The 18,033-nt window shown below is 65.2% G+C and carries 19 protein-coding genes; 13 read left to right on the top strand and 6 right to left on the bottom strand.

Annotation, left to right across the window (positions count from 1 at the left end):
• Positions 1-60: 60 nt before the first annotated feature.
• A complete protein-coding gene (locus SMD10_RS02465) occupies positions 61-951 on the bottom strand; it encodes an AraC family transcriptional regulator (protein ID WP_331684056.1) in 891 nt (296 codons plus the stop codon).
• Positions 952-1,563: 612 nt separating this feature from the next.
• On the opposite strand from SMD10_RS02465, the gene SMD10_RS02460 reads away from it, so the two are divergent.
• Positions 1,564-3,033 carry a mannitol dehydrogenase family protein gene (locus tag SMD10_RS02460; protein ID WP_331684055.1) on the top strand — a complete coding sequence of 490 codons (1,470 nt, stop codon included), beginning with the start codon at positions 1,564-1,566 and terminating at the stop codon, positions 3,031-3,033.
• Positions 3,034-3,169: 136 nt separating this feature from the next.
• A complete protein-coding gene (locus SMD10_RS02455) occupies positions 3,170-4,174 on the top strand; it encodes an ABC transporter substrate-binding protein (protein WP_331684054.1) in 1,005 nt (334 codons plus the stop codon).
• A gap of 263 nt (positions 4,175-4,437) precedes the next feature.
• Here SMD10_RS02455 and SMD10_RS02450 read toward each other — a convergent pair whose 3' ends face one another.
• Positions 4,438-5,319 carry a LysR substrate-binding domain-containing protein gene (locus tag SMD10_RS02450; RefSeq protein WP_331684053.1) on the bottom strand — a complete coding sequence of 294 codons (882 nt, stop codon included), beginning with the start codon at positions 5,317-5,319 and terminating at the stop codon, positions 4,438-4,440.
• Positions 5,320-5,411: 92 nt separating this feature from the next.
• On the opposite strand from SMD10_RS02450, the gene SMD10_RS02445 reads away from it, so the two are divergent.
• Complete coding sequence (locus SMD10_RS02445) at positions 5,412-6,113, top strand: HAD-IA family hydrolase (protein WP_331684052.1); 702 nt, start codon at positions 5,412-5,414, stop codon at positions 6,111-6,113.
• Positions 6,114-6,245: 132 nt separating this feature from the next.
• Here SMD10_RS02445 and SMD10_RS02440 read toward each other — a convergent pair whose 3' ends face one another.
• Complete coding sequence (locus SMD10_RS02440) at positions 6,246-6,608, bottom strand: winged helix-turn-helix transcriptional regulator (RefSeq protein WP_331684051.1); 363 nt, start codon at positions 6,606-6,608, stop codon at positions 6,246-6,248.
• 98 nt (positions 6,609-6,706) lie between these two features.
• Between SMD10_RS02440 and SMD10_RS02435 the strand changes: the two genes are divergently transcribed.
• The gene (locus SMD10_RS02435) at positions 6,707-7,720 is read left to right on the top strand and encodes a zinc-binding alcohol dehydrogenase family protein (RefSeq protein ID WP_331684050.1); all 1,014 of its coding nucleotides are present in this window, start codon (positions 6,707-6,709) and stop codon (positions 7,718-7,720) included.
• 155 nt (positions 7,721-7,875) lie between these two features.
• Here SMD10_RS02435 and SMD10_RS02430 read toward each other — a convergent pair whose 3' ends face one another.
• Positions 7,876-8,190, bottom strand: coding sequence for a type 2 periplasmic-binding domain-containing protein (locus tag SMD10_RS02430; protein ID WP_331684049.1), 315 nt, complete (start codon positions 8,188-8,190; stop codon positions 7,876-7,878).
• Between the two features lie 235 nt (positions 8,191-8,425).
• Positions 8,426-9,253 (bottom strand): oxidoreductase, encoded by an 828-nt coding sequence (locus SMD10_RS02425; RefSeq protein ID WP_331684048.1) that lies wholly within the window; start codon positions 9,251-9,253, stop codon positions 8,426-8,428.
• Positions 9,254-9,348: 95 nt separating this feature from the next.
• On the opposite strand from SMD10_RS02425, the gene SMD10_RS02420 reads away from it, so the two are divergent.
• Positions 9,349-10,254, top strand: a complete 906-nt coding sequence (locus SMD10_RS02420; RefSeq protein ID WP_331684047.1) for an AraC family transcriptional regulator — start codon at positions 9,349-9,351, stop codon at positions 10,252-10,254.
• 17 nt (positions 10,255-10,271) lie between these two features.
• On the opposite strand, the gene SMD10_RS02415 is transcribed toward SMD10_RS02420, so the two are convergent.
• Positions 10,272-10,730, bottom strand: a complete 459-nt coding sequence (locus tag SMD10_RS02415) for a GNAT family N-acetyltransferase (protein WP_331684186.1) — start codon at positions 10,728-10,730, stop codon at positions 10,272-10,274.
• A 259-nt stretch (positions 10,731-10,989) separates the two neighbouring features.
• On the opposite strand from SMD10_RS02415, the gene SMD10_RS02410 reads away from it, so the two are divergent.
• From SMD10_RS02410 to SMD10_RS02375, 8 genes are all read left to right on the top strand, one after another.
• Positions 10,990-11,568 (top strand): NnrU family protein, encoded by a 579-nt coding sequence (locus tag SMD10_RS02410; protein WP_331684046.1) that lies wholly within the window; start codon positions 10,990-10,992, stop codon positions 11,566-11,568.
• Positions 11,569-11,762: 194 nt separating this feature from the next.
• Positions 11,763-12,770: a tetratricopeptide repeat protein gene (locus SMD10_RS02405; protein ID WP_331684045.1), complete on the top strand. Its 1,008-nt coding sequence runs from the start codon at positions 11,763-11,765 to the stop codon at positions 12,768-12,770.
• A gap of 16 nt (positions 12,771-12,786) precedes the next feature.
• A complete protein-coding gene (gene der / locus SMD10_RS02400) occupies positions 12,787-14,178 on the top strand; it encodes a ribosome biogenesis GTPase Der (RefSeq protein WP_331684044.1) in 1,392 nt (463 codons plus the stop codon).
• Positions 14,179-14,321: 143 nt separating this feature from the next.
• Positions 14,322-15,506, top strand: a complete 1,185-nt coding sequence (locus SMD10_RS02395; RefSeq protein ID WP_331684043.1) for a cell wall hydrolase — start codon at positions 14,322-14,324, stop codon at positions 15,504-15,506.
• Between the two features lie 306 nt (positions 15,507-15,812).
• Positions 15,813-16,211 carry an AtpZ/AtpI family protein gene (locus tag SMD10_RS02390; RefSeq protein ID WP_331684042.1) on the top strand — a complete coding sequence of 133 codons (399 nt, stop codon included), beginning with the start codon at positions 15,813-15,815 and terminating at the stop codon, positions 16,209-16,211.
• Between the two features lie 82 nt (positions 16,212-16,293).
• Positions 16,294-17,043 carry a F0F1 ATP synthase subunit A gene (locus tag SMD10_RS02385; RefSeq protein WP_331684041.1) on the top strand — a complete coding sequence of 250 codons (750 nt, stop codon included), beginning with the start codon at positions 16,294-16,296 and terminating at the stop codon, positions 17,041-17,043.
• 70 nt (positions 17,044-17,113) lie between these two features.
• Positions 17,114-17,341, top strand: a complete 228-nt coding sequence (locus tag SMD10_RS02380) for a F0F1 ATP synthase subunit C (RefSeq protein WP_331684040.1) — start codon at positions 17,114-17,116, stop codon at positions 17,339-17,341.
• Positions 17,342-17,418: 77 nt separating this feature from the next.
• The gene (locus SMD10_RS02375) at positions 17,419-18,027 is read left to right on the top strand and encodes a F0F1 ATP synthase subunit B (RefSeq protein WP_331684039.1); all 609 of its coding nucleotides are present in this window, start codon (positions 17,419-17,421) and stop codon (positions 18,025-18,027) included.
• Positions 18,028-18,033 lie beyond the last annotated feature (6 nt).

Raw genomic sequence — 18,033 nt, 5'->3', positions numbered from 1 at the left:
TGCTCGTGTCGGGTCGCATGATCCGCATTCGAAACGTCCGCGATCCCTCGGCATCTTGCTTTAGGCGCTCTTCTTGAGGCCGCGTTGCTGGCGGAACTCCGACGGCGCCATGCCGATATAACGCGTGAAGTTGCGGTTGAAGGTCGACAGGACGCTGTAGCCGACGTCGTAGCCGATCGCCGTGACCGGCTCGTCGGTCTCCGCAAGCTTCTGGCAGGCGTGGTAGACCCGCAGCCGGTTCAGATACTCGATGCAGGTGCAGCGCGTGTTGCGCTCGAAGAGGTGCGACAGGGCCGATGGTGTCATCCCGTTCGCCCGGGCGATCTCCCCGCAGGTGAGATCGCTGCGGCTGCAGTGCTCGGCGATGTATTCGAGAACCGCCTTGAGATCGTCCGCCGCGCTGTCCTGACTGCGCGGCGGCGCCATAGAGAGCGATCGCCGCTCGGTATCCGAGGCAAGCAGTGCGGTGAGCCGGAAGAACAGGGCGATCCGCTCCAGCCCTTGCGCTTTCAGGATGGCCTCCAGCAGCACCGCACCCTCGCGCGAGATCTCGGGAGAGAATTCGAGGCCGGCGACGGAATCGTCGAGAAGGTCCTGCAGCCCCGCGCAATCGCTGAACGACTGCAGGCAGCTCTGCGCGAATTCGCCGCTGAACTGCAGGGCGACGTCCCGGTCGCGGATGATGCCGGTCGCCGCCTCCTTGTCCGGGCCGGCGGCGGTCGTCACCCACATATGCGGCAGGTTCGGCCCGGTCATCACCAGATTTCCGGGCTCGAACAGCCCGGCATAGGTGCCGACATAGAACGAGCCCGCGGTCTTGCGGATCAGATGGATCTCGTACTCGGGATGATAGTGCCAGACGGTGTAGGGATAGGGGTAGTCGTGGCAAATTATGAGGAACGACGTATCGAGCGGTGTCGCGATGACTTCGCGCAGTGCCTTGTCGAACATGGCTTCACCCGGCGCCCTCCGCCGGCCTGTCCAAGCCCATGCCGATCACGGGCGGACCTCGGCGGCGGTGCTGCGTAACGTCGGACGAAAAACGGCGGTTTTGCGGGATGGGTGGTGCAATAGAGCCATTTCGGCCGTCTCGCCGAGCCGATGGGACGCCTCCGGACGACACATGCAATCCGATCCGTAGGATGCGGGTCTGCAGGATCAAGCGACCAAGTCCTCCAACGCTTCGCCTGCCGAATTTATACAAGCATAAGTCGCGGGCCTGCAATGTCTCCTGTTCGAGCCTGATCCTTTTCTGTCAATTATTGCACGCTAGTTGCCAATCGTCGCGTAGCGGAACGGGATGGTTCGGCATCATAATCGCGGCCCAAGGGAGGTGCTTCGGCCGGAAGCGGCGCGGTCGGGTCGGACTCGACGTCCGGTGTGGATTGACGGGGGCCGGATGCGAGGCCCGTGTCCATCCGCCGCAGGGAGCGAGGCCGGTCGGGGGCAGGTTTCTCTGCAAAACCCAGCGACCCGCGCAGCCGGAACGCACCCTCCCGTGGCAACGGCAAGACAGGGCCACGAGGAAAACGGCCCACGAAGACCTTGGGGGTTACCGGAATCATGCAGAAGCTCAGCAATCAGACCTTGGCATCTTTGCCGAAGGAGGTGGCCAAGCCGAGCTACGATCGCAGCGCGGTCAAGGTCGGCATCGTCCATTTCGGCGTGGGCGGCTTCCATCGCGCGCACCAGGCCATGTACCTCGATCAATTGATGAACCAGGGCAAAGCCATGGACTGGGGCATCTGCGGCGTCGGCGTGATGCCGGCCGACCAGAAGATGCGCGACGCCCTCAAGGGCCAGGACGGACTCTACACCCTGGTGATCAAGCATCCCGACGGCCGCTACGAAGCGAGCGTCATCGGCTCGATCGTCGACTATCGCTACGCGCCCGACGATCCCGAAGGCGTCATCGAGCTGATGGCCGCGCCGACGACGCGGATCGTCTCGCTCACCGTGACCGAGGGCGGTTACAATTTTCACCACGTCACCGGCGAATTCCTGTTCGACACGCCCGACGTCGCCCAGGATCTTCAGGACGGGGCCGTCCCGCGCACGACGTTCGGTCTCGTCGCCGAGGCGCTGAGGCGCCGCCGCGAGCGTGGCATCGCGCCCTTCACGGTGATGTCCTGCGACAACATCCAGGGCAACGGCGACGTGGCGCGCAAGATGTTCACGGCCTTTGCCGGCGCCAAGAATGCCGAATTCGGGGACTGGATGCTGAAGTCGGTGGCCTTCCCGAACGCCATGGTGGATCGCATCACGCCGGTCACATCGCCGGACGACCTCAGGCAGGTCGCCGAACGCTTCGGTATCGACGACGCTTGGCCGGTGGTCTGCGAGCCGTTTACGCAATGGGTGGTGGAGGATCATTTCCCGGAAGGCCGCCCGCCCTTCGAGGACGCGGGCGTCCAGATGGTCGAGAACGTGGTGCCCTACGAGCTGATGAAGCTGCGGCTGCTCAATGCCAGCCACCAGGCGCTGACCTATTTCGGCTATCTCGCCGGCTATCGCTACGCCCACGAGGTCTGCGCCGATCCGCTGTTCGTCCAGTTCCTGCTCAACTACATGGAGAAGGAAGCGACGCCGACCCTAGATCCGGTGCCCGGCATCGATCTCGACAAGTATCGCCACACCCTGATCGAGCGCTTCGCCAATCCCGAAGTGCGCGACACGCTGGCACGGCTGTGTGCCGAGAGTTCCGACCGAATTCCCAAGTGGCTGGTGCCGGTCATCCGCATCAATCTCGCCTCGGGCGGCGAAATCTCGCGCAGCGCCGCGGTGGTGGCGAGCTGGGCCCGCTATGCCGAAGGCACGGACGAACAGGGCCAGCCCATCGAAGTGGTCGACCGGTTGAAGGACGAACTGATGGCGGTCGCGGCCAAGAACCGCGAAAGCATCACCGCCTTCATCGAGAACCGCGAGGTGTTCGGCGATCTGGCCGACCAGCCGCGCTTCGTCGAACTCTACACCAAGGCCCTGCAGATGCTGCACAGCGAAGGTGCGCGCAAAACGGTCGAGGCGTTCTGCTGACGCCGGCTCGGCGTGCCGGCGAGTAGAGCGGCTGAAATTTTCGTGGCCGGGGCGTCATCCTCTCGCCGGGTGGTCCGGCCGAACTAGTTGCCCTGCGGAGAGCGCGTCCATCGGCGCGCCGACCGGAGGGCAATCCATGAAGACTGCAGTTCTATTGGCTGCCTCAGCGGTGGCGCTGTGCGTGCTGCCGGGCGCCGCTCGGGCCCAGGACGGCGAATGCGGCCAGATCCGCATCGCCGCCATGAGCTGGGCTTCGGCCGAGGTGATGGGCGAGATCGACCGCTTCATCCTGGAAAACGGCTATGGCTGCGACGCCGAACTGGTGCCGGGCGACACCATGCCGACCTTCACCTCGATGACGGAAAAGGGCGAGCCGGACGTGGCGCCCGAGATGTTCGTCAACCAGTTCCGCGAGCAGATCGACGCCGCCGTCAAGGACGGCCGGATCGAATACGGCGCCAAGGTTCTGTCGGACGGGAGCCAGGAGGGCTTCTGGATCCCGCAGTATATTGCCGACGAGCATCCCGACATTCAGAAGCTGTCCGACGCCTTCGAGCATCCCGAGTTGTTTCCCTCGCCTGAGGACCCGTCCCAGGGGGCGGTCTACAACTGCCCGGCGGGCTGGGGCTGCCAGATCATGGTCGGCAATTTCTTCAAGGCCTATGATGCAAAGGACAAGGGGTTCGTGCTGTTCGACACCGGCTCGTCGGCCGGACTCGACGGCTCGATCGCCAATGCCTTCGAAGGCAAGAAGGGGTGGCTCGGCTATTATTGGTCGCCGACGGCGATCGTCGGTCGCTATCCGATGAAGCTGCTCGAGTTCGATGCGCCGTTTGACGCTGCCGAATGGAAAAACTGTACGACGCAGCCGGATTGCGAAGATCCGAAGCTCAACGCCTGGACGCCGGCCGACGTCTACACGCTGATCACGCCGGACCTCGCCAAGAAATCCCCGCAGGCCGCGGAGTATCTGAAGGCACGGTCGTGGGACAACGACACGGTCAACGGCGTGCTCGCCTGGAAGGACGAGAATCAGGCGACCGGCGAGGACACCGCGCTGGAGTTCCTGGAAACGCACGAGGACATTTGGACGAAGTGGGTATCGCCGGAGGTCGCTGAAAAGGTGAAGGCCGCGCTCTGACCGCCGGCCGGCCTTGAAAGCGTATCCCGTCGGTCCGTCCATCTTGGCCCGACTCTAATTGGCCGGTTCACGACCATCGGGCCGAGGGGCTCGGTCTGCGTCGCGCAGATGGCCTCATCCTGCCGAACGAGGGCCGCAAGGTGCTCGTTCGGCGCAAAAGCGGAGCCTGCTCCGCGGGTAAGCTCGTGCGCTCCGCGACCCTGGCGGTCGTCTGGCCATTGGTTTTGTCGCAAAGTTCTCCGAGGAGCTCACGAGGACCGATCTCAGCCGCGTCTTGCGCCCCGTCCCTCCACCATCCGGCCGACTTGGTCCACCAGAAAGTCGGCCACCGTTCGCACCGCCGGGTCCGGCCGGCGGTCGGCGACGACGAGCGCGAGTTCGGACGCAGCCAGATCCGGCAGACGGGCCTCGCTCAAAATCCTGTGCTCGCCGTCCAGCATCGCGTCCGGGGGCAGGACGCTCACGCCCAGACCGCCGGCGACGGCGGCTTGGACCCCCATGAGACCCTGGCTGGTATAGGCGATGCGCCAGCGCAGGCCGGCGCGGTCGAGCGCCCGCATTGCGCGCTCGCGATAGATGCAGCCGGGCGGGAAGAGAGCGAGCGGAATCGGGTCCCGGGGGAGCGGATGATCGGCTCCCGAGACCCATGCCAGCTGCTCCGTCCAACTCGCCAGGCACGGCCCATCGCCGGGCTCCCGCTTGATCAGGGCAAGATCGATGTCGCCATTGTCGAGCAGGCGCCAGATGCCGGCGCTCCAACCGCTCTGAGTGTCGAGGCGGATATCGGAAAAGGCGCGGGAGAACGACGACAGCAGCCCGATCAGCCGCCGGCCGGCGAAATCCTCCGGCACGCCGAGCCGCACGGTTTTGGGCGCCGAGGGATGGCGCAGGGTTTCCAAGGCTTCGGCCGAGACAGCCAGCAGGCGGCGGGCATAGCCGAGGAGGATATCGCCCTCCTCGGTCGTGCGAACGCCGCCTCCGCTTCGTTCCCGAACCAGAAGGGGACGGCCGATGCCCGCTTCCAGCTTCTTGATCTGAAGGCTGACCGTCGATTGAGTGAGGTGAACGCGCTCGGCGGCACGCGTGAAGCCGCCGGCATCGACCACGGCGACGAAGGTCCTCAACAGATCGAAATCCATCGTCATTTAAAATACCAATGTCGTTTATTGTTATATTTAATTTCCATATGCATGAAGCGGCCGTCAATAATCTCGCTGGATCAATGGAGTATTCGGCGATGGCATTGACGGGACCCCGGCCGGACTGGCTGACATTCGACTGTTACGGAACGCTGATCCAGTGGGACGAGGGTCTGCTGGCGGCCGTGGACGCGATCCTCTCGCGAACCGGAGCAGCGATCGATCCTCGGTCGTTCATCTCGGTCTACGACGGCCACGAGCACGAACTGGAGCAGTCGCGGCCACATCTCTCATTCCGAGAGGTCAGCGCCAAAGCGCTTGAACGCACCATGGCGGACCTGTCGCAGCCGTCGGATCCCCGGGATGCCGAAATTCTCACTGCCTCGATCGGCAGGATGCCGCCTTTTCCGGAGGTCGTCGACACCCTGGGGCGGCTGAAGGAGGCAGGGTTTCGGCTGGCGGTGATATCGAACGCCGACGATGCCGTCATTGCTGAAAACGTGGCTCAGCTCGGCGGCCATGTGGACCGTGTGATCACGGCACAGCAGGCTGGAGCCTACAAGCCGTCGGGCGACATTTTCCGCCATGCCTGGGACGAACTCGGCATTGCTCGAGACCAGCTCGTGCATGTCTGCGCCAGTCCGCATCTGGATCTGGTGGCGGCCCGTGATCTGAATTTTCGCGCGATCTGGATCGATCGGGGGACCGGCCGAGAACCGCCTCGCGACTATGCGCCCGACGGGATTGCCCTTACGCTCGACGCGGTGCCGGCGCTGCTCGCCGCGGCCCGCTGGATGTAACGAATTCCGGGAAGGGCACCAGGAAAGCTGATGAACTTGCTTTGAACGAGATCCCGGCAGATCGGAGGAATGTCCGGCTCGAAACCGCGGCCGCTCGTGCCGGCGGATCTTGCACGGATATCGCGCCCGATTTCACGCCGCCGGCGTACCCGCCGTGGCGAAACGGTCGAGATTGGCGTCGCCCCAGTCCTTCAGCGCGCCCAAGATCGGCGTCATGCTGTGGCCGAGCTCCGACAGGCTGTATTCGACCTTCGGGGGCACCTCGGCGTAGACCTTGCGCACGATCAGCCCGTCGGCCTCCAACTCGCGCAGCTGGTTGGTGAGCGTGCGCTGGGTGACGCCCGGAATCCTCCGCCGGATCTCGTTGAAGCGAGCGGTGCCTTCGAGCAGGTGGAAGAGGATGACGCATTTCCACTTGCCGTCGATCAGGCTGATCGCCGCCTCGACCGAACAGCCGGGAACGCAGTCGAATCGCGAGTGGGGAAGCTTGGCCACCATGGTATCCTTTTTGACACTATAGGCAGAACTTGTGCGTATCGTGCTTTATCACGGTACCCGCTAAATTCGTGCTCCACAAGCAAGGAGACACGCTCATGAAAGCCGTTGGATACCAAAAGCCCCTGCCGATCGCCGACGACGCATCGCTCGTCGATATCGAACTGCCGACGCCGGCGCCGACCGGCCATGACATTCTCGTCGAGGTGAAGGCCGTTTCGGTGAACCCGGTCGACTTCAAGGTCCGGCGCAGCACGCCGCCGCAGGATGCCGACTGGAAGGTGATCGGCTGGGACGCGGCGGGCATCGTCACCGCTGTGGGTCCCGACGTCACGCTTTTTCAGGTCGGCGACGAGGTCTATTACGCAGGCTCTATCACGCGGTCCGGCACCAATGCCGAATTCCACCTGGTGGACGAGCGCATCGTCGGCAGGAAACCGAAATCCTTGGATTGGGCCGAGACTGCGGCGCTTCCGCTGACGTCGATCACCGCATGGGAAGCCCTCTTCGACCGGCTGGACGTCAACAAGGCGGTGCCCGGCGCGGCGCGGGCCATCGTGATTATCGGTGGCGCCGGCGGCGTCAGCTCGATCGCCGTGCAGATCGCGCGTCAACGCACGGACCTCACCGTCATCGCCACGGCGTCGCGCCCCGAGACGCGGGACTGGGTCGAGGGGCTTGGCGCCCATCACGTGCTGGATCATTCGAAGCCTCTGGCCGCCCAGGTGGAAGCGCTCGGGATCGGCGCGCCGGGCTTCGTCTTTTCGACCACGCACACCGACAAGCATGTCGGCGAAATCGCGGCATTCATCGCGCCGCAAGGCCGCTTCGCGCTGATCGATGATCCGCAGGGCTTCGACGTCATGCAGTTCAAGCGGAAGGCTGTGTCAATCCACCACGAACTGATGTTCACCCGTCCGATCTTCGGCACGCCCGACATGGACGAACAAGGCAAGTTGCTCGACGCGGTTTCGCAGATGGTGGACGACGGCAAGATCAGGACCACCATCAACGAGCGCTGGTCGCCGATCAATGCGGCCAATCTCAGGAAGGCCCACGCGCTGCTGGAGAGCGGTATGGCCAAGGGCAAGATCGTGCTCGAGGGCTGGTAGTCGAAGCCGCGCCACGGCCGGGACGCAGCGTTGTCGAACCGATGGCTCGGCTCTTTTCCGCCGGCGCCCTGGATCGCCTACTGCGTCGCCAGATGGCTCTGACACGAAGGGCGAGTGGGGCGGGCCGGCCAGCAGCGGCCCATCGTCCGCTCGTTTCATCGACGCCTCGGCTGCTCTCTCAGCAGATCGACGAAGGCGCGAAGAGGCGGCGGCATGAAACGGCTGGAACAATGAAGTCGCGGCCCTTCGAAGGACATCCACCATTCGGAGAGGACGGGCGCGAGCGTGCCGCGTTCGAAGTCGGCGTTGAGCCAGTTCCGGAACGTCGCGATGATGCCATGGGAGAGGCGCTCGGGCGCGAAGTGAGGCCGCAGGCCGTGCCACGCGAGGCATGGAACGAGACAATCAGGGGCATTGGTTTCTCGCCACGCGGTGCCAGCCAGCACGAGGTCTTGCTCGACGCGATCCACTCCGGCTGGATTGCGCCGGGGCGGGATGGGACCGTCAAGGTGCCTTGCTCGACGCAGCCCGCAGAGGTCTTCGCGAAAGCTCTCGGCTGATCCCGTGACCGGTTGCGATCGGTGGAGGCCGTCGCTTGGGATGCGGCCCATAGAAAGTTCGCGGCGCGGGCGTGGGTTTTGAGCGCGTCCACGACCGCGCGCGTCGCGGGCGCAAGTGCGGCCTCTTCGGTTCGCCCCTCCGGTCTCAGCCGTCGGTCGAGCGGGTCAACTCTTCCCAGGCCGCGATTTCCTGCTTCATGCGCTCGATGCGGTCGGTCACCAGCTTGAGCGCGTCGCTGCCGAGCAGCAGTTGCGGCGGTGGATTGTCGGAGGCGACGAGCGTAAGAACGGCTGCCGCCAGCTTCGCCGGATCGCCGAGCTGCTTGCCGTCCTTCTCCTGACGCGCTGCTCGGATCGGATTGAACAGCTCGTCATAGTCGCGGATCGAGCGGTCGGTCCGGACCATCGAACGGCCGGCCCAGTCGGTGCGAAAAGAGCCGGGGCAGAGCGCCGTCACGTACACCCCGAACGGGGCCATCTCGGCGCGCATGACCTCCGAGATGCCCTGCAGCGCGAATTTGCTGCCGCAGTAATAGGCGATCCCCGGCATGGTGATCAGTCCGCCCATCGACGTCACGTTCACGATGAAGCCGGAGCGCCGCTCGCGGAAGCGCGGCAGGAAGGCCTTGGCCACGGCGACGGCGCCGAAGACGTTCACGTCGAACTGCCGGCGCATCTCGTCGAGCGGCGATTCCTCGAGCACGCCTTCATGGCCATAACCCGCATTGTTGATCAGAACGTCCACGGCACCGTGGTCTTCCTCCGCCCGTGCGACGATCTCGGGGATTTGGTCGAATTCGGTGACGTCGCAGAGCATCGCATGGGCCTGCGGCAGTCGTTCGAGGAGCGCGGCTCTTGCGGTCTCCGATCGGACGGTGCCGACAACCGTGTGGCCGGCTCGGATGGCCGCCTCGGCAATGGCAAGGCCGAAGCCCGAGTTGGCGCCGGTAATGAAAAACGTCTTGGCTGACATGGTCGGCTCCGTCTTGATCGTTTGCGTGAGTTGACGGATACTCTCTCCAAATTCACGCCCCTAGGGCATATCCTGTTGATTTCTTGCTCGATCCTATGAATCAGGGTGATGCGTCCGGCGAGCTCCTGACCCTGGCGGCGCGTCTAGCGCCTCGGCCGGGCTACAACGCCACGTCTCTTTCCTCCGTGCGCCTTCTGAGGTCGGAGACGGTTCTGGAGGATGTGCCGGTGCTCTACCGGCCCGGTGCGGTCTTCGTGCTGCAGGGCGCCAAGCAGGGATTTCTGGAGGGCGAGCTCTACCGCTACGATGCGAATCACTACCTGGCCGTCTCGGTGCCGGTTCCGTTCCGGATGGCGTCGCAGGCCGCACCGGGGCGGCCATTGCTGGCGGTCTATGTCGATTTCGATCTGCGTCTTGCCGCCCAAATCGCGACGGAACTCGACGCGCGACATCAAGGCTCGCGGGCAGAGCCGGCCAGAAGCCTGATCTCAAGCCCGATGGAGCCGGCGATCGGGGATGTGCTGCTGCGGATCCTGCGGGCGCTCCACGACCTGACGGAGCTTGCGATCCTGGGCCCGGGACTGCTGCGGGAATTGCACTACCGGGTGCTCATGGGGCCGCAGGGCGGGGCGCTGGCGGCGGCCCTCCGACAGCGCGGCGCGACGGGCCGGATCGTGCAAAGCCTCGCGCGGATTCGCGATCGTTATCGGACGGGACTGTCGGTGGCCGATCTCGCGGCCGAGGCCGGCATGAGCGTTCCCACCTATCACGCGCACTTCAAGGCGCTGACCGGCAGCACGCCGATCCAATACGTCAAGGCCATGCGGCTGCACGAAGCGCGTCTGATGATCGCGCGACGGGAGGGCCCGATTGCTGCGATCGCCGCCGAGGTGGGCTATGCCAGCGCCGCCCAGTTCAGTCGCGATTTCAGACGTCATTTTCGCCGCAGCGCGACGGAAGAAGCCCGATGGATGCGCGAGCATCTGGGCGAGTTCTTTTGAGCCGATCGCATCGGCGGTCAGAGCTTGATCGTGAAGCCGGCATGGCTCTTGGCGAAACCGAGGCGCTCGTAGAAGCGGTGGGCGTCGACGCGCTTGGCGTTGGAGGTCAGCTTCATCCCCACGGCGCCATAACGTCGCGCCTCGTTCATGGCGAAGTGGACCATCGCTTCGCCGATGCGGCGCCCGCGCAAGTCCGAGCGAACCTGCACCGCTTCCAGGATCGCCTTGGTCGCGCCGCGCTCGACGAGGTCGGTGCTGAGCGTCAACTCGAACGTTCCCACGACCGCGCCCTCCAACTCGGCGACGTAGAGATGCTGGGACGGACTGGCGGCGATACGTTCGAAGGCGGCGAGGTAGGCCGGGCGCAGGGCCGGATCGGCGCTGTCGCCATGGCCGCCGAGCTGGTCGTCGGCAAACAGCGCGATCAGCGCATCGAGATCGTCCGGCGTGGCGAGGCGAACGATGAGATTGTCCATGGTCATGCTAACGCGGCCGGGTTCGTGATTGTCCCCATCGGGACGAAGGGTTGAAGTTCCGCCGGCCGTTCATGGCGGAGGCGCGGCGGGCGCGATCTATTGGGACGAGGCTAAGGCCGGAGCCGGGCGATGTCGAGACTGGCCGCTCCAAAGGGCGGGGGTGCTCGAAACCGACTCCTATGGTGTCGGCCGGCGTATCGCCCTATGGTCGCTTGACGCGATGCCTGCGGGTGGCGCCGGGCAAGCGACGGGGGGCGGCATGTTGATGTTGGTGGCGGGACTGATCCTCTTCCTCGCGGTACACTCGACACGAATCGTCGCCGAGAGAGCCCGCAATCGAGTGATGCGCCGCTTGGGAGAGGCGCCCTACAAGGCAATCTATGGACTGCTCTCGCTGATCGGTCTGCTGCTGATCATCTTCGGCTACGGCGACGCCCGGCTGGAGGCAACGCAGCTGTGGGTCCCGCCGGCCGGCACGCGCCACCTGGCGCTGCTTCTCGTCCCCATCGCATTCATCCTGGCATCGGCGGCCTACGCGCCGGTCGGTCGGATCAAGGCGACCGTCGTGCATCCGCTGGTGTTGAGTGTCGTCCTGTGGTCGCTTGGCCATCTGCTGGCCAATGGGACGAGTGCCGATCTCTTGCTCTTCGGCGGGTTCCTGGTCTGGTCCGTGGCCGACTATGTCGCGTCTCTGGCGCGAAGCCGCCGGATGGGCTCCTATCCGACCGCGCAGGGGATGCGGGGCGACGTTGCCGCGCTGGTCATCGGCATCGTCTTCGCCGCTCTCTTCCTGGGCGGCCTTCACGTCTGGCTGTTCGGTGTCTCGCCGCTTGCGTGAGGTCGCCCCTTTCGCGGACCGGAAAAATCGGTAGAAGACGCGGGAAGCGATCGCGGCCCACGGCCGGTGAGCGCGACGATGGCACCAGAGCATGATCTGAGAGGAGCCCGCACGGGATCCTCACGCAGGCAACGAGAAAGAGCGGAGGCAGACTTCCGGACGGGAAGTGCGCCACGGCTTTCGAGAGTGGGTGGATGAGCGACGACAGTTTCTTTCGCGAGGTAGACGAGGAGCTCCGCCAGGACCGGGTCCATGCGCTCTGGAAGCGTTATGGCAGACTCGTCATCGGCGGCGCGGTTGCGGTGGTCGTGATCGCCAGCGTCGTCGTGATCTGGGAGCGTTATGAGACGCGTCGAGCCAACGAGGCCGGCGACCGCTTCATCGCCGCCAGCGATCTCGCTTCGGCCGGCAACGCCGATGAGGCCGAACCCGCCCTCCAGTCGATCATCGACGAGGGCTATGGCGTCTATCCGGTGCTCGCCCGTATGCGCCTGGCCGCTGTTCATCAGAAGGCCGGCGCGGTGGACAAGGCCCTGGCCGAGTACAAGGCGGTGGAAGCCGATTCCTCCGCGACGCAGGCGGTTCGAGATATGGCGGCGGTGCGCGCCGGTTATATCCTCGTGGACACCGGCAGCCTCGACGACGTCCGCGGGCAGGTCGAGCGGCTGACCAGCGATGCCGATCCGCTGCGCGGGCCCGCGCGCGAGGCCCTGGCGCTTGCCTCCTGGAAGGCCGGCGACGTCGACGACGCAAAGCTGTTGTTCCAGCAGCTGGCCGACGATGGCAGCACGCCGCGCGGCATCGTCGACCGGGCGCATCTGATGCTCGACGTGATCGCTGCCGGCGACACCAGCAATGGAGAGGTGACCCCGGCCGATTCGACATCTGCGGCACCCGCCGAAGATGCGACCGCTGCTCCCGACACGGCGCCGCCTGCGGTCGAGCCTGCAGCCGGCGACGAGGCCGCTCCCGCATCCGCGCTGCCGGACGAACCTGCCAGCGCACCCGACGAGACCGAATCCGGGTCGGTGACGGAAGGGACGGTTGGTGACGATGCTGCCGAAACACCTCCAGGCGCCGACGGAACGGCGGCTGACGCCCCGGCCGGATCCGAAGAGCCTGCATCCGACGCGACGTCGGCTCCGGCTCCCGAATCGCAAGCCGAGCCGGCCGAGCAGCCGGCCGGCATTCCGCCCTCTTGATCGCGGACGGGCGGCCATGGTCACGATCGCCATCATCGGCCGACCCAATGTCGGCAAGTCGACGCTCTTCAACCGCCTCGTCGGTAAGCGTCTCGCCCTGGTCGACGATCGGCCGGGGGTGACGCGCGACCGGCGCGCGGGCGAGGCGAAGCTCGCCGACATCGAATTCGAGGTGATCGATACTGCCGGGCTCGAGGAGGCCGCCGCGGAGACGCTGCAGGGACGCATGCGGGCGCAGACGGAAGCGGCGATCGCGGCCGCCGACCTGTCGCTGTTCCTGATCGACGCGAAGGCCGGCGTGACGCCGCTCGATGCCGTGTTCGGCGAGCTGTTGCGGCGGTCCGGCAAGCCGGTGGTGCTCGTCGCCAACAAGGCCGAGGCGCGCGGCGCCGAAGCCGGGTTCGCCGATGCCTTCGGGCTCGGCCTCGGAGAGCCCTGTCCAATTTCGGCGGAGCATGGCGAGGGCATGGCGGACCTCCGCGACGCGATCGTCGAGGGGCTCGGACTGGAGGCCTTCACGTCGGGGGACGAGGTCGCCGAGACCGAGGTCGAAGTGGGCGAGACGGACGAGCCGGAAGCCTACGATCCGACCAAGCCGCTGCGCATCGCCGTGGTCGGCCGCCCCAACGCCGGCAAGTCGACGCTGATCAACCGGTTCATCGGCGAGGACCGGCTTCTGACCGGGCCGGAAGCCGGCATCACGCGCGATTCGATCTCGGTCGAGTGGGATTGGCGCGGCCGCCGCATCAAGATGTTCGACACGGCCGGCCTGCGGCGCAAGTCGCGCATTCAGGAGAAGCTGGAAAAGCTTTCCGTTGCCGATGCGCTGCGCGCCGTGCGCTTCGCCGAGGTGGTGATCATCGTCATCGACGTGACGATCCCCTTCGAGCGCCAGGATCTGCAGATCGTCGATCTCGTGGTGCGCGAAGGCCGCGCGCCGGTGATCGCCTTCAACAAGTGGGACGTGGTAGAGGACCGGCAGGCCGTGCTCGCCGATCTCCGCGAGAAGACCGACCGGCTGTTGCCGCAGGCGCGTGGCATCCGCGCCGTTCCCATCTCCGGCGAGACCGGCGAGGGGCTGGAGCGCCTGATGAAGGCCGTTGCCGAGACCCACGAGGTCTGGAACAAGCGGATCTCCACGGCGCGGCTCAATCAATGGCTGGAGGGCATGGTGGCCCGGCATCAGCCGCCGGCGGTCTCCGGCCGCCGCGTCAACCTGAAATACATGACCCAGGTGAAGACGCGGCCGCCCACCTTCATGCTGTCGACCTCCCGTCCCGATGCGCTCGGGACCTCCTATACGCGTTATCTCGTCGGTGGGCTGCGCGAGGATTTCGGCCTGTTCGGCGTGCCGATCCGGCTCGGCCTGCGCAAGCCCGACAACCCCTATGCCAAGCGAGGCCGCTAGCGGGCCTCGGGTCGTGGCTGCATTTCCGCTCTAGGTCTTGAAATGGAAACCATTTTTCTGGTCCGATCCACCACTTGTTAACCAAGATACAAGGTTGAGCTCCGATACTCGCCCGCATGAATGGCGTGGGGCGAGTGGCGGGTATGCCGGCGGAACAACGGCAGCAAAAAGGGAAGACGGCGACACGGCGCGGCGCGGCAAGCACGCGGCGGTGGCCGACGATTGTGGCGCTCGGCCTCGTGCTGGTTCCGGCGATGACGACCGCGGCCGCCTTCCAGGACATGGCCAGCCTGCTCGAAGGCGCCAATGCTGAAGCGCGCTGGCAGGCCTATTTCGTGCCGTCGCCGGCCGGCGCCATCGCCGAAGCCAAGCTGGCCTATGCTGACGACAAGCAGCAGCAGCGGCTTCCGGCGGGCTCGGGCGTGCGTGGCGCCGATGGCGGTCTGTTTTCGATGGATACGGTTCGGCCCGCCTTCGATACGCCGGACGAGGCCCGCGTCGCTCGTCGCGACAAGAGCAGCCGTGTGATCACCTCGGCGCCGGTGACGCCGCCCAAGGCGTTCACCGCCGGTTCGATCCTGGAGCGCCACAGCCTGCTGCAACCAAACCTGTCGAAGGGCGACGATGCCGTCCGCCAGGCCTTTCTCGTTCCCGCTCCGAGCGCCGACCTGATCCAGGTCGCCATGAGCTTTCAGCCGAGTCGGTCGGGCTCGTTCGATGCAGGCGCCAGCGAGACCATGGTCGCCTCGCTGGACGACACCGGGACCGCAACGGCGCTCGGCTATGCCGCGGAGGAACGCGGCACCATCGCAACGCTGTTCGAGAAGATCCTGAAGGAGCCCCAGGCGCCGTTCGTGCCGCCGCTGGAAGCCGGCGATCATGCCTGGGCGGCGACGCCGCTGCCGGCTTCGGCCTTCAGTGAGCGCGAGCAGACCTGCCTTGCCAACGGCATCTATTACGAGGCGCGCGGCGAATCGGAGCTCGGGCAGGCGGCGGTCGGCCAGGTGATTCTGAACCGGGTTCGCAATCCGAGCTTTCCCAATACGATCTGCGGCGTCGTCTATCAGAACAAGGACTGGCGCAATCGCTGCCAGTTCTCCTTCGCCTGCGACGGACGGCGCGACCGTGTCAGCGACCGCGACGCGTGGGAGATCGCCAAGCGGGTGGCCGATCAGGTCAGCAAGGGCCAGATCTGGATCAACGAGGTCGGCTCCGCGACCCATTACCACGCGACCTACGTAAAACCACGCTGGGCACGCGCCATGGAGCGGGTCGACCGCATCGGCCAGCACATCTTCTATCGCACCTTTGGTGGCGGCTGGGATTGATACGGCTTTCCGATCGATCGGGTCGGGAGAGATATCGAGCCTGCGCGGCGTTAGCGCGTCTTGAAATCCGGTCTCCGAAGGGATCGTCGGGATTTCGGAGAACTGTTCGCCGGCTTTTAGCCTGAGGGCCGCTGAGGCCAGCCCGCGGGCAAGCCGAATCGCCAGCCTGCCCTATTTTCTGTGCCGACACTTGATGATACCCGAACCATGCCGCTCAGGCGGGACATGTTTCGGGAAGGCGGCTCGACACGAGGCCGCGCGGATCGGGGAGCACGAATGTCGGCGGACGATCGCGACCAGACGGCCATGGGCAAGGACGCCGAGGCTTCTCACGCAACGCCCCTCACTGAACGGCAATGGGAGGCACGCCGCAACACGCTGGCCGAACGGTTGTCGGCGCAGCGCGCCAAGACCGCGAAGGTCAAACCCCCTCGTCGCGGCGCACCGGTCATGCAGGGCATGGCACAAGGAATGCGGCTGGCCAGCGAGTTCATCGGCGGCATCTTCGTCGGTGGTGCCATCGGATACCTGATCGATCGTGTCGCTGGAACGTTGCCGATCGCTCTCATCGTCTTTCTGATGCTCGGTTTTGCGGCCGGAGTCCTGAATGTCGTGCGCTCCGTATCGGCGGAGAAGGCCCATCAGACCGGCGATGCTGCACCGCAAAAGGCCGGGCAAACGTCCGAAAAGCCCGCCAATGATTGAAGAGGGGTGTTGCGAATAGCGGTTGGGCCGGTTATGGCAATGCGGCTTCCTTAAGCCCTAAAACCGTTGAAGGGTGTGCGTTTTGGCAGTGGATCCGATCCATCAATTCCAGATCACGAGGCTGATCCCGATTGAGATCGGCGGAGTCGATCTCTCCTTCACGAACTCCTCGCTTTTCATGGTCATTACGGCCGGACTGGCGGCAGGTTTTCTCTATTGGTCGACGAGCGGCCGTGGCCTGATCCCCAGCCGCGTGCAATCCATCTCGGAACTGCTCTACGAATTCACGGCGGGGATGCTGCGCGATGCCGCCGGGACGCAGGGAATGCGCTTCTTTCCCTTCGTCTTCGCCATCTTCACGTTCGTGCTGCTCGCCAACCTGATCGGTCTGTTTCCGTTTTTCTTCACGATCACCGCCCACATCATCGTGACGTTTACGCTGGCGATCACCGTGATGGCGGTGGTGACCGGCTACGGCATCTATAAGCACGGCCTGTCTTGGTTCCGCGTGTTCGTGCCGTCCGGCGTCCCGCCCGTCATTTTGCCTTTCGTGGTGCTGATCGAGGTCATTTCCTACCTCTCGCGCCCGGTTTCGCATTCCGTTCGACTGTTCGCCAACATGCTGGCGGGCCATATCACGCTCGAGGTTTTCGCTGGCTTCGTCGTGTCTCTGGGAACGCTGGGCGCCTTGGGCGTGACCGGCGCGATCCTGCCGCTGTTCATGGTGGTGGCGTTGTCGGCGCTGGAGCTCATCGTCGCCGTCCTGCAGGCCTATGTTTTCGCGATTCTGACCTGCATGTACCTCAACGACGCGGTTCATCCGCATCACTGATTCCACCCAAACCGCGGTCGATCCGTCGGCCGCCAACCCACCGCACGATCAAAACCCGAAGGAGAAAATGATGGACGCGGAAGCTGCACGTTACCTCGGCGCAGGCTTGGCTTGCTTCGGCATGGGCTTCACGGCGCTCGGCCTCGGCAACATGTTCGCAAACTACCTCGCCGGCGCATTGCGCAACCCCAGCGCGGCGGATGGCCAGTTCGGCCGCCTCATCTTCGGCTTCGCCGTGACCGAGGCGCTCGGCATCTTCTCGCTGCTGATCGCGCTGCTGCTCCTCTTCGTCGGCTGACGATTGCGGGCTGGTGATCGCGGTTCAGGCCGGTTGGCGATTTCGTCGCCGACCGGCCGATGGAGCGGGAGACGAGAATGTTCGTGACTGAAGCCTTTGCTCAGACGGAAGCGCCGGAAACCGGTCACGCGTCGCCGTCCGATGACGGCGGAGTGACGCACGGCGAGGTCGTGCAAGTCGAAGGCGGCCACGAATCCGGCGTCTTCCCGCCGATGAATTCAGAATTTTTTGCGTCCCAGATTCTCTGGCTGGTCATCGTCTTCGGCGCCTTTTACATGGTGCTCGACCGCGTGATCGTACCGCGCTTGTCCGGTATCCTGGAAAATCGCAGGGACCGGATCGCCTTCGATCTGGAAGCGGCCGAACAGATGAAGGCCGATGCCGACGAGGCCCAGGCTGCCTACGAACAGGAGCTGGCCGAGGCTCGTCAGCGGTCGCAGGAGATTGCCCAGTCCGCGCGCGACGCGGCCCGCGCCGACGCCGATCGCGAACGGGCCAAGGCCGAGGCGGAGCTCAACGACAAGCTCGCGGCGGAACAGGCCCGGATCAACGAGATCAAGGCATCGGCAATGGCCAATGTCGGCGAGATTGCCGAGGATGTGACGGCGACGATCCTGCGGGAGGTCGCGGGCCTCGACGTTTCGCAGGAGGAGGCACTGGCGGCGATCCGCTCGGTGCAGGCCTAGGGAGTA

This window comes from Consotaella aegiceratis (assembly GCF_036541425.1).
Classification (GTDB): domain Bacteria; phylum Pseudomonadota; class Alphaproteobacteria; order Rhizobiales; family Rhizobiaceae; genus Consotaella; species Consotaella aegiceratis.
The sequence above is the reverse complement of the archived record's forward strand: the minus strand, read 5'-3'. Positions and strand labels throughout refer to the sequence as shown.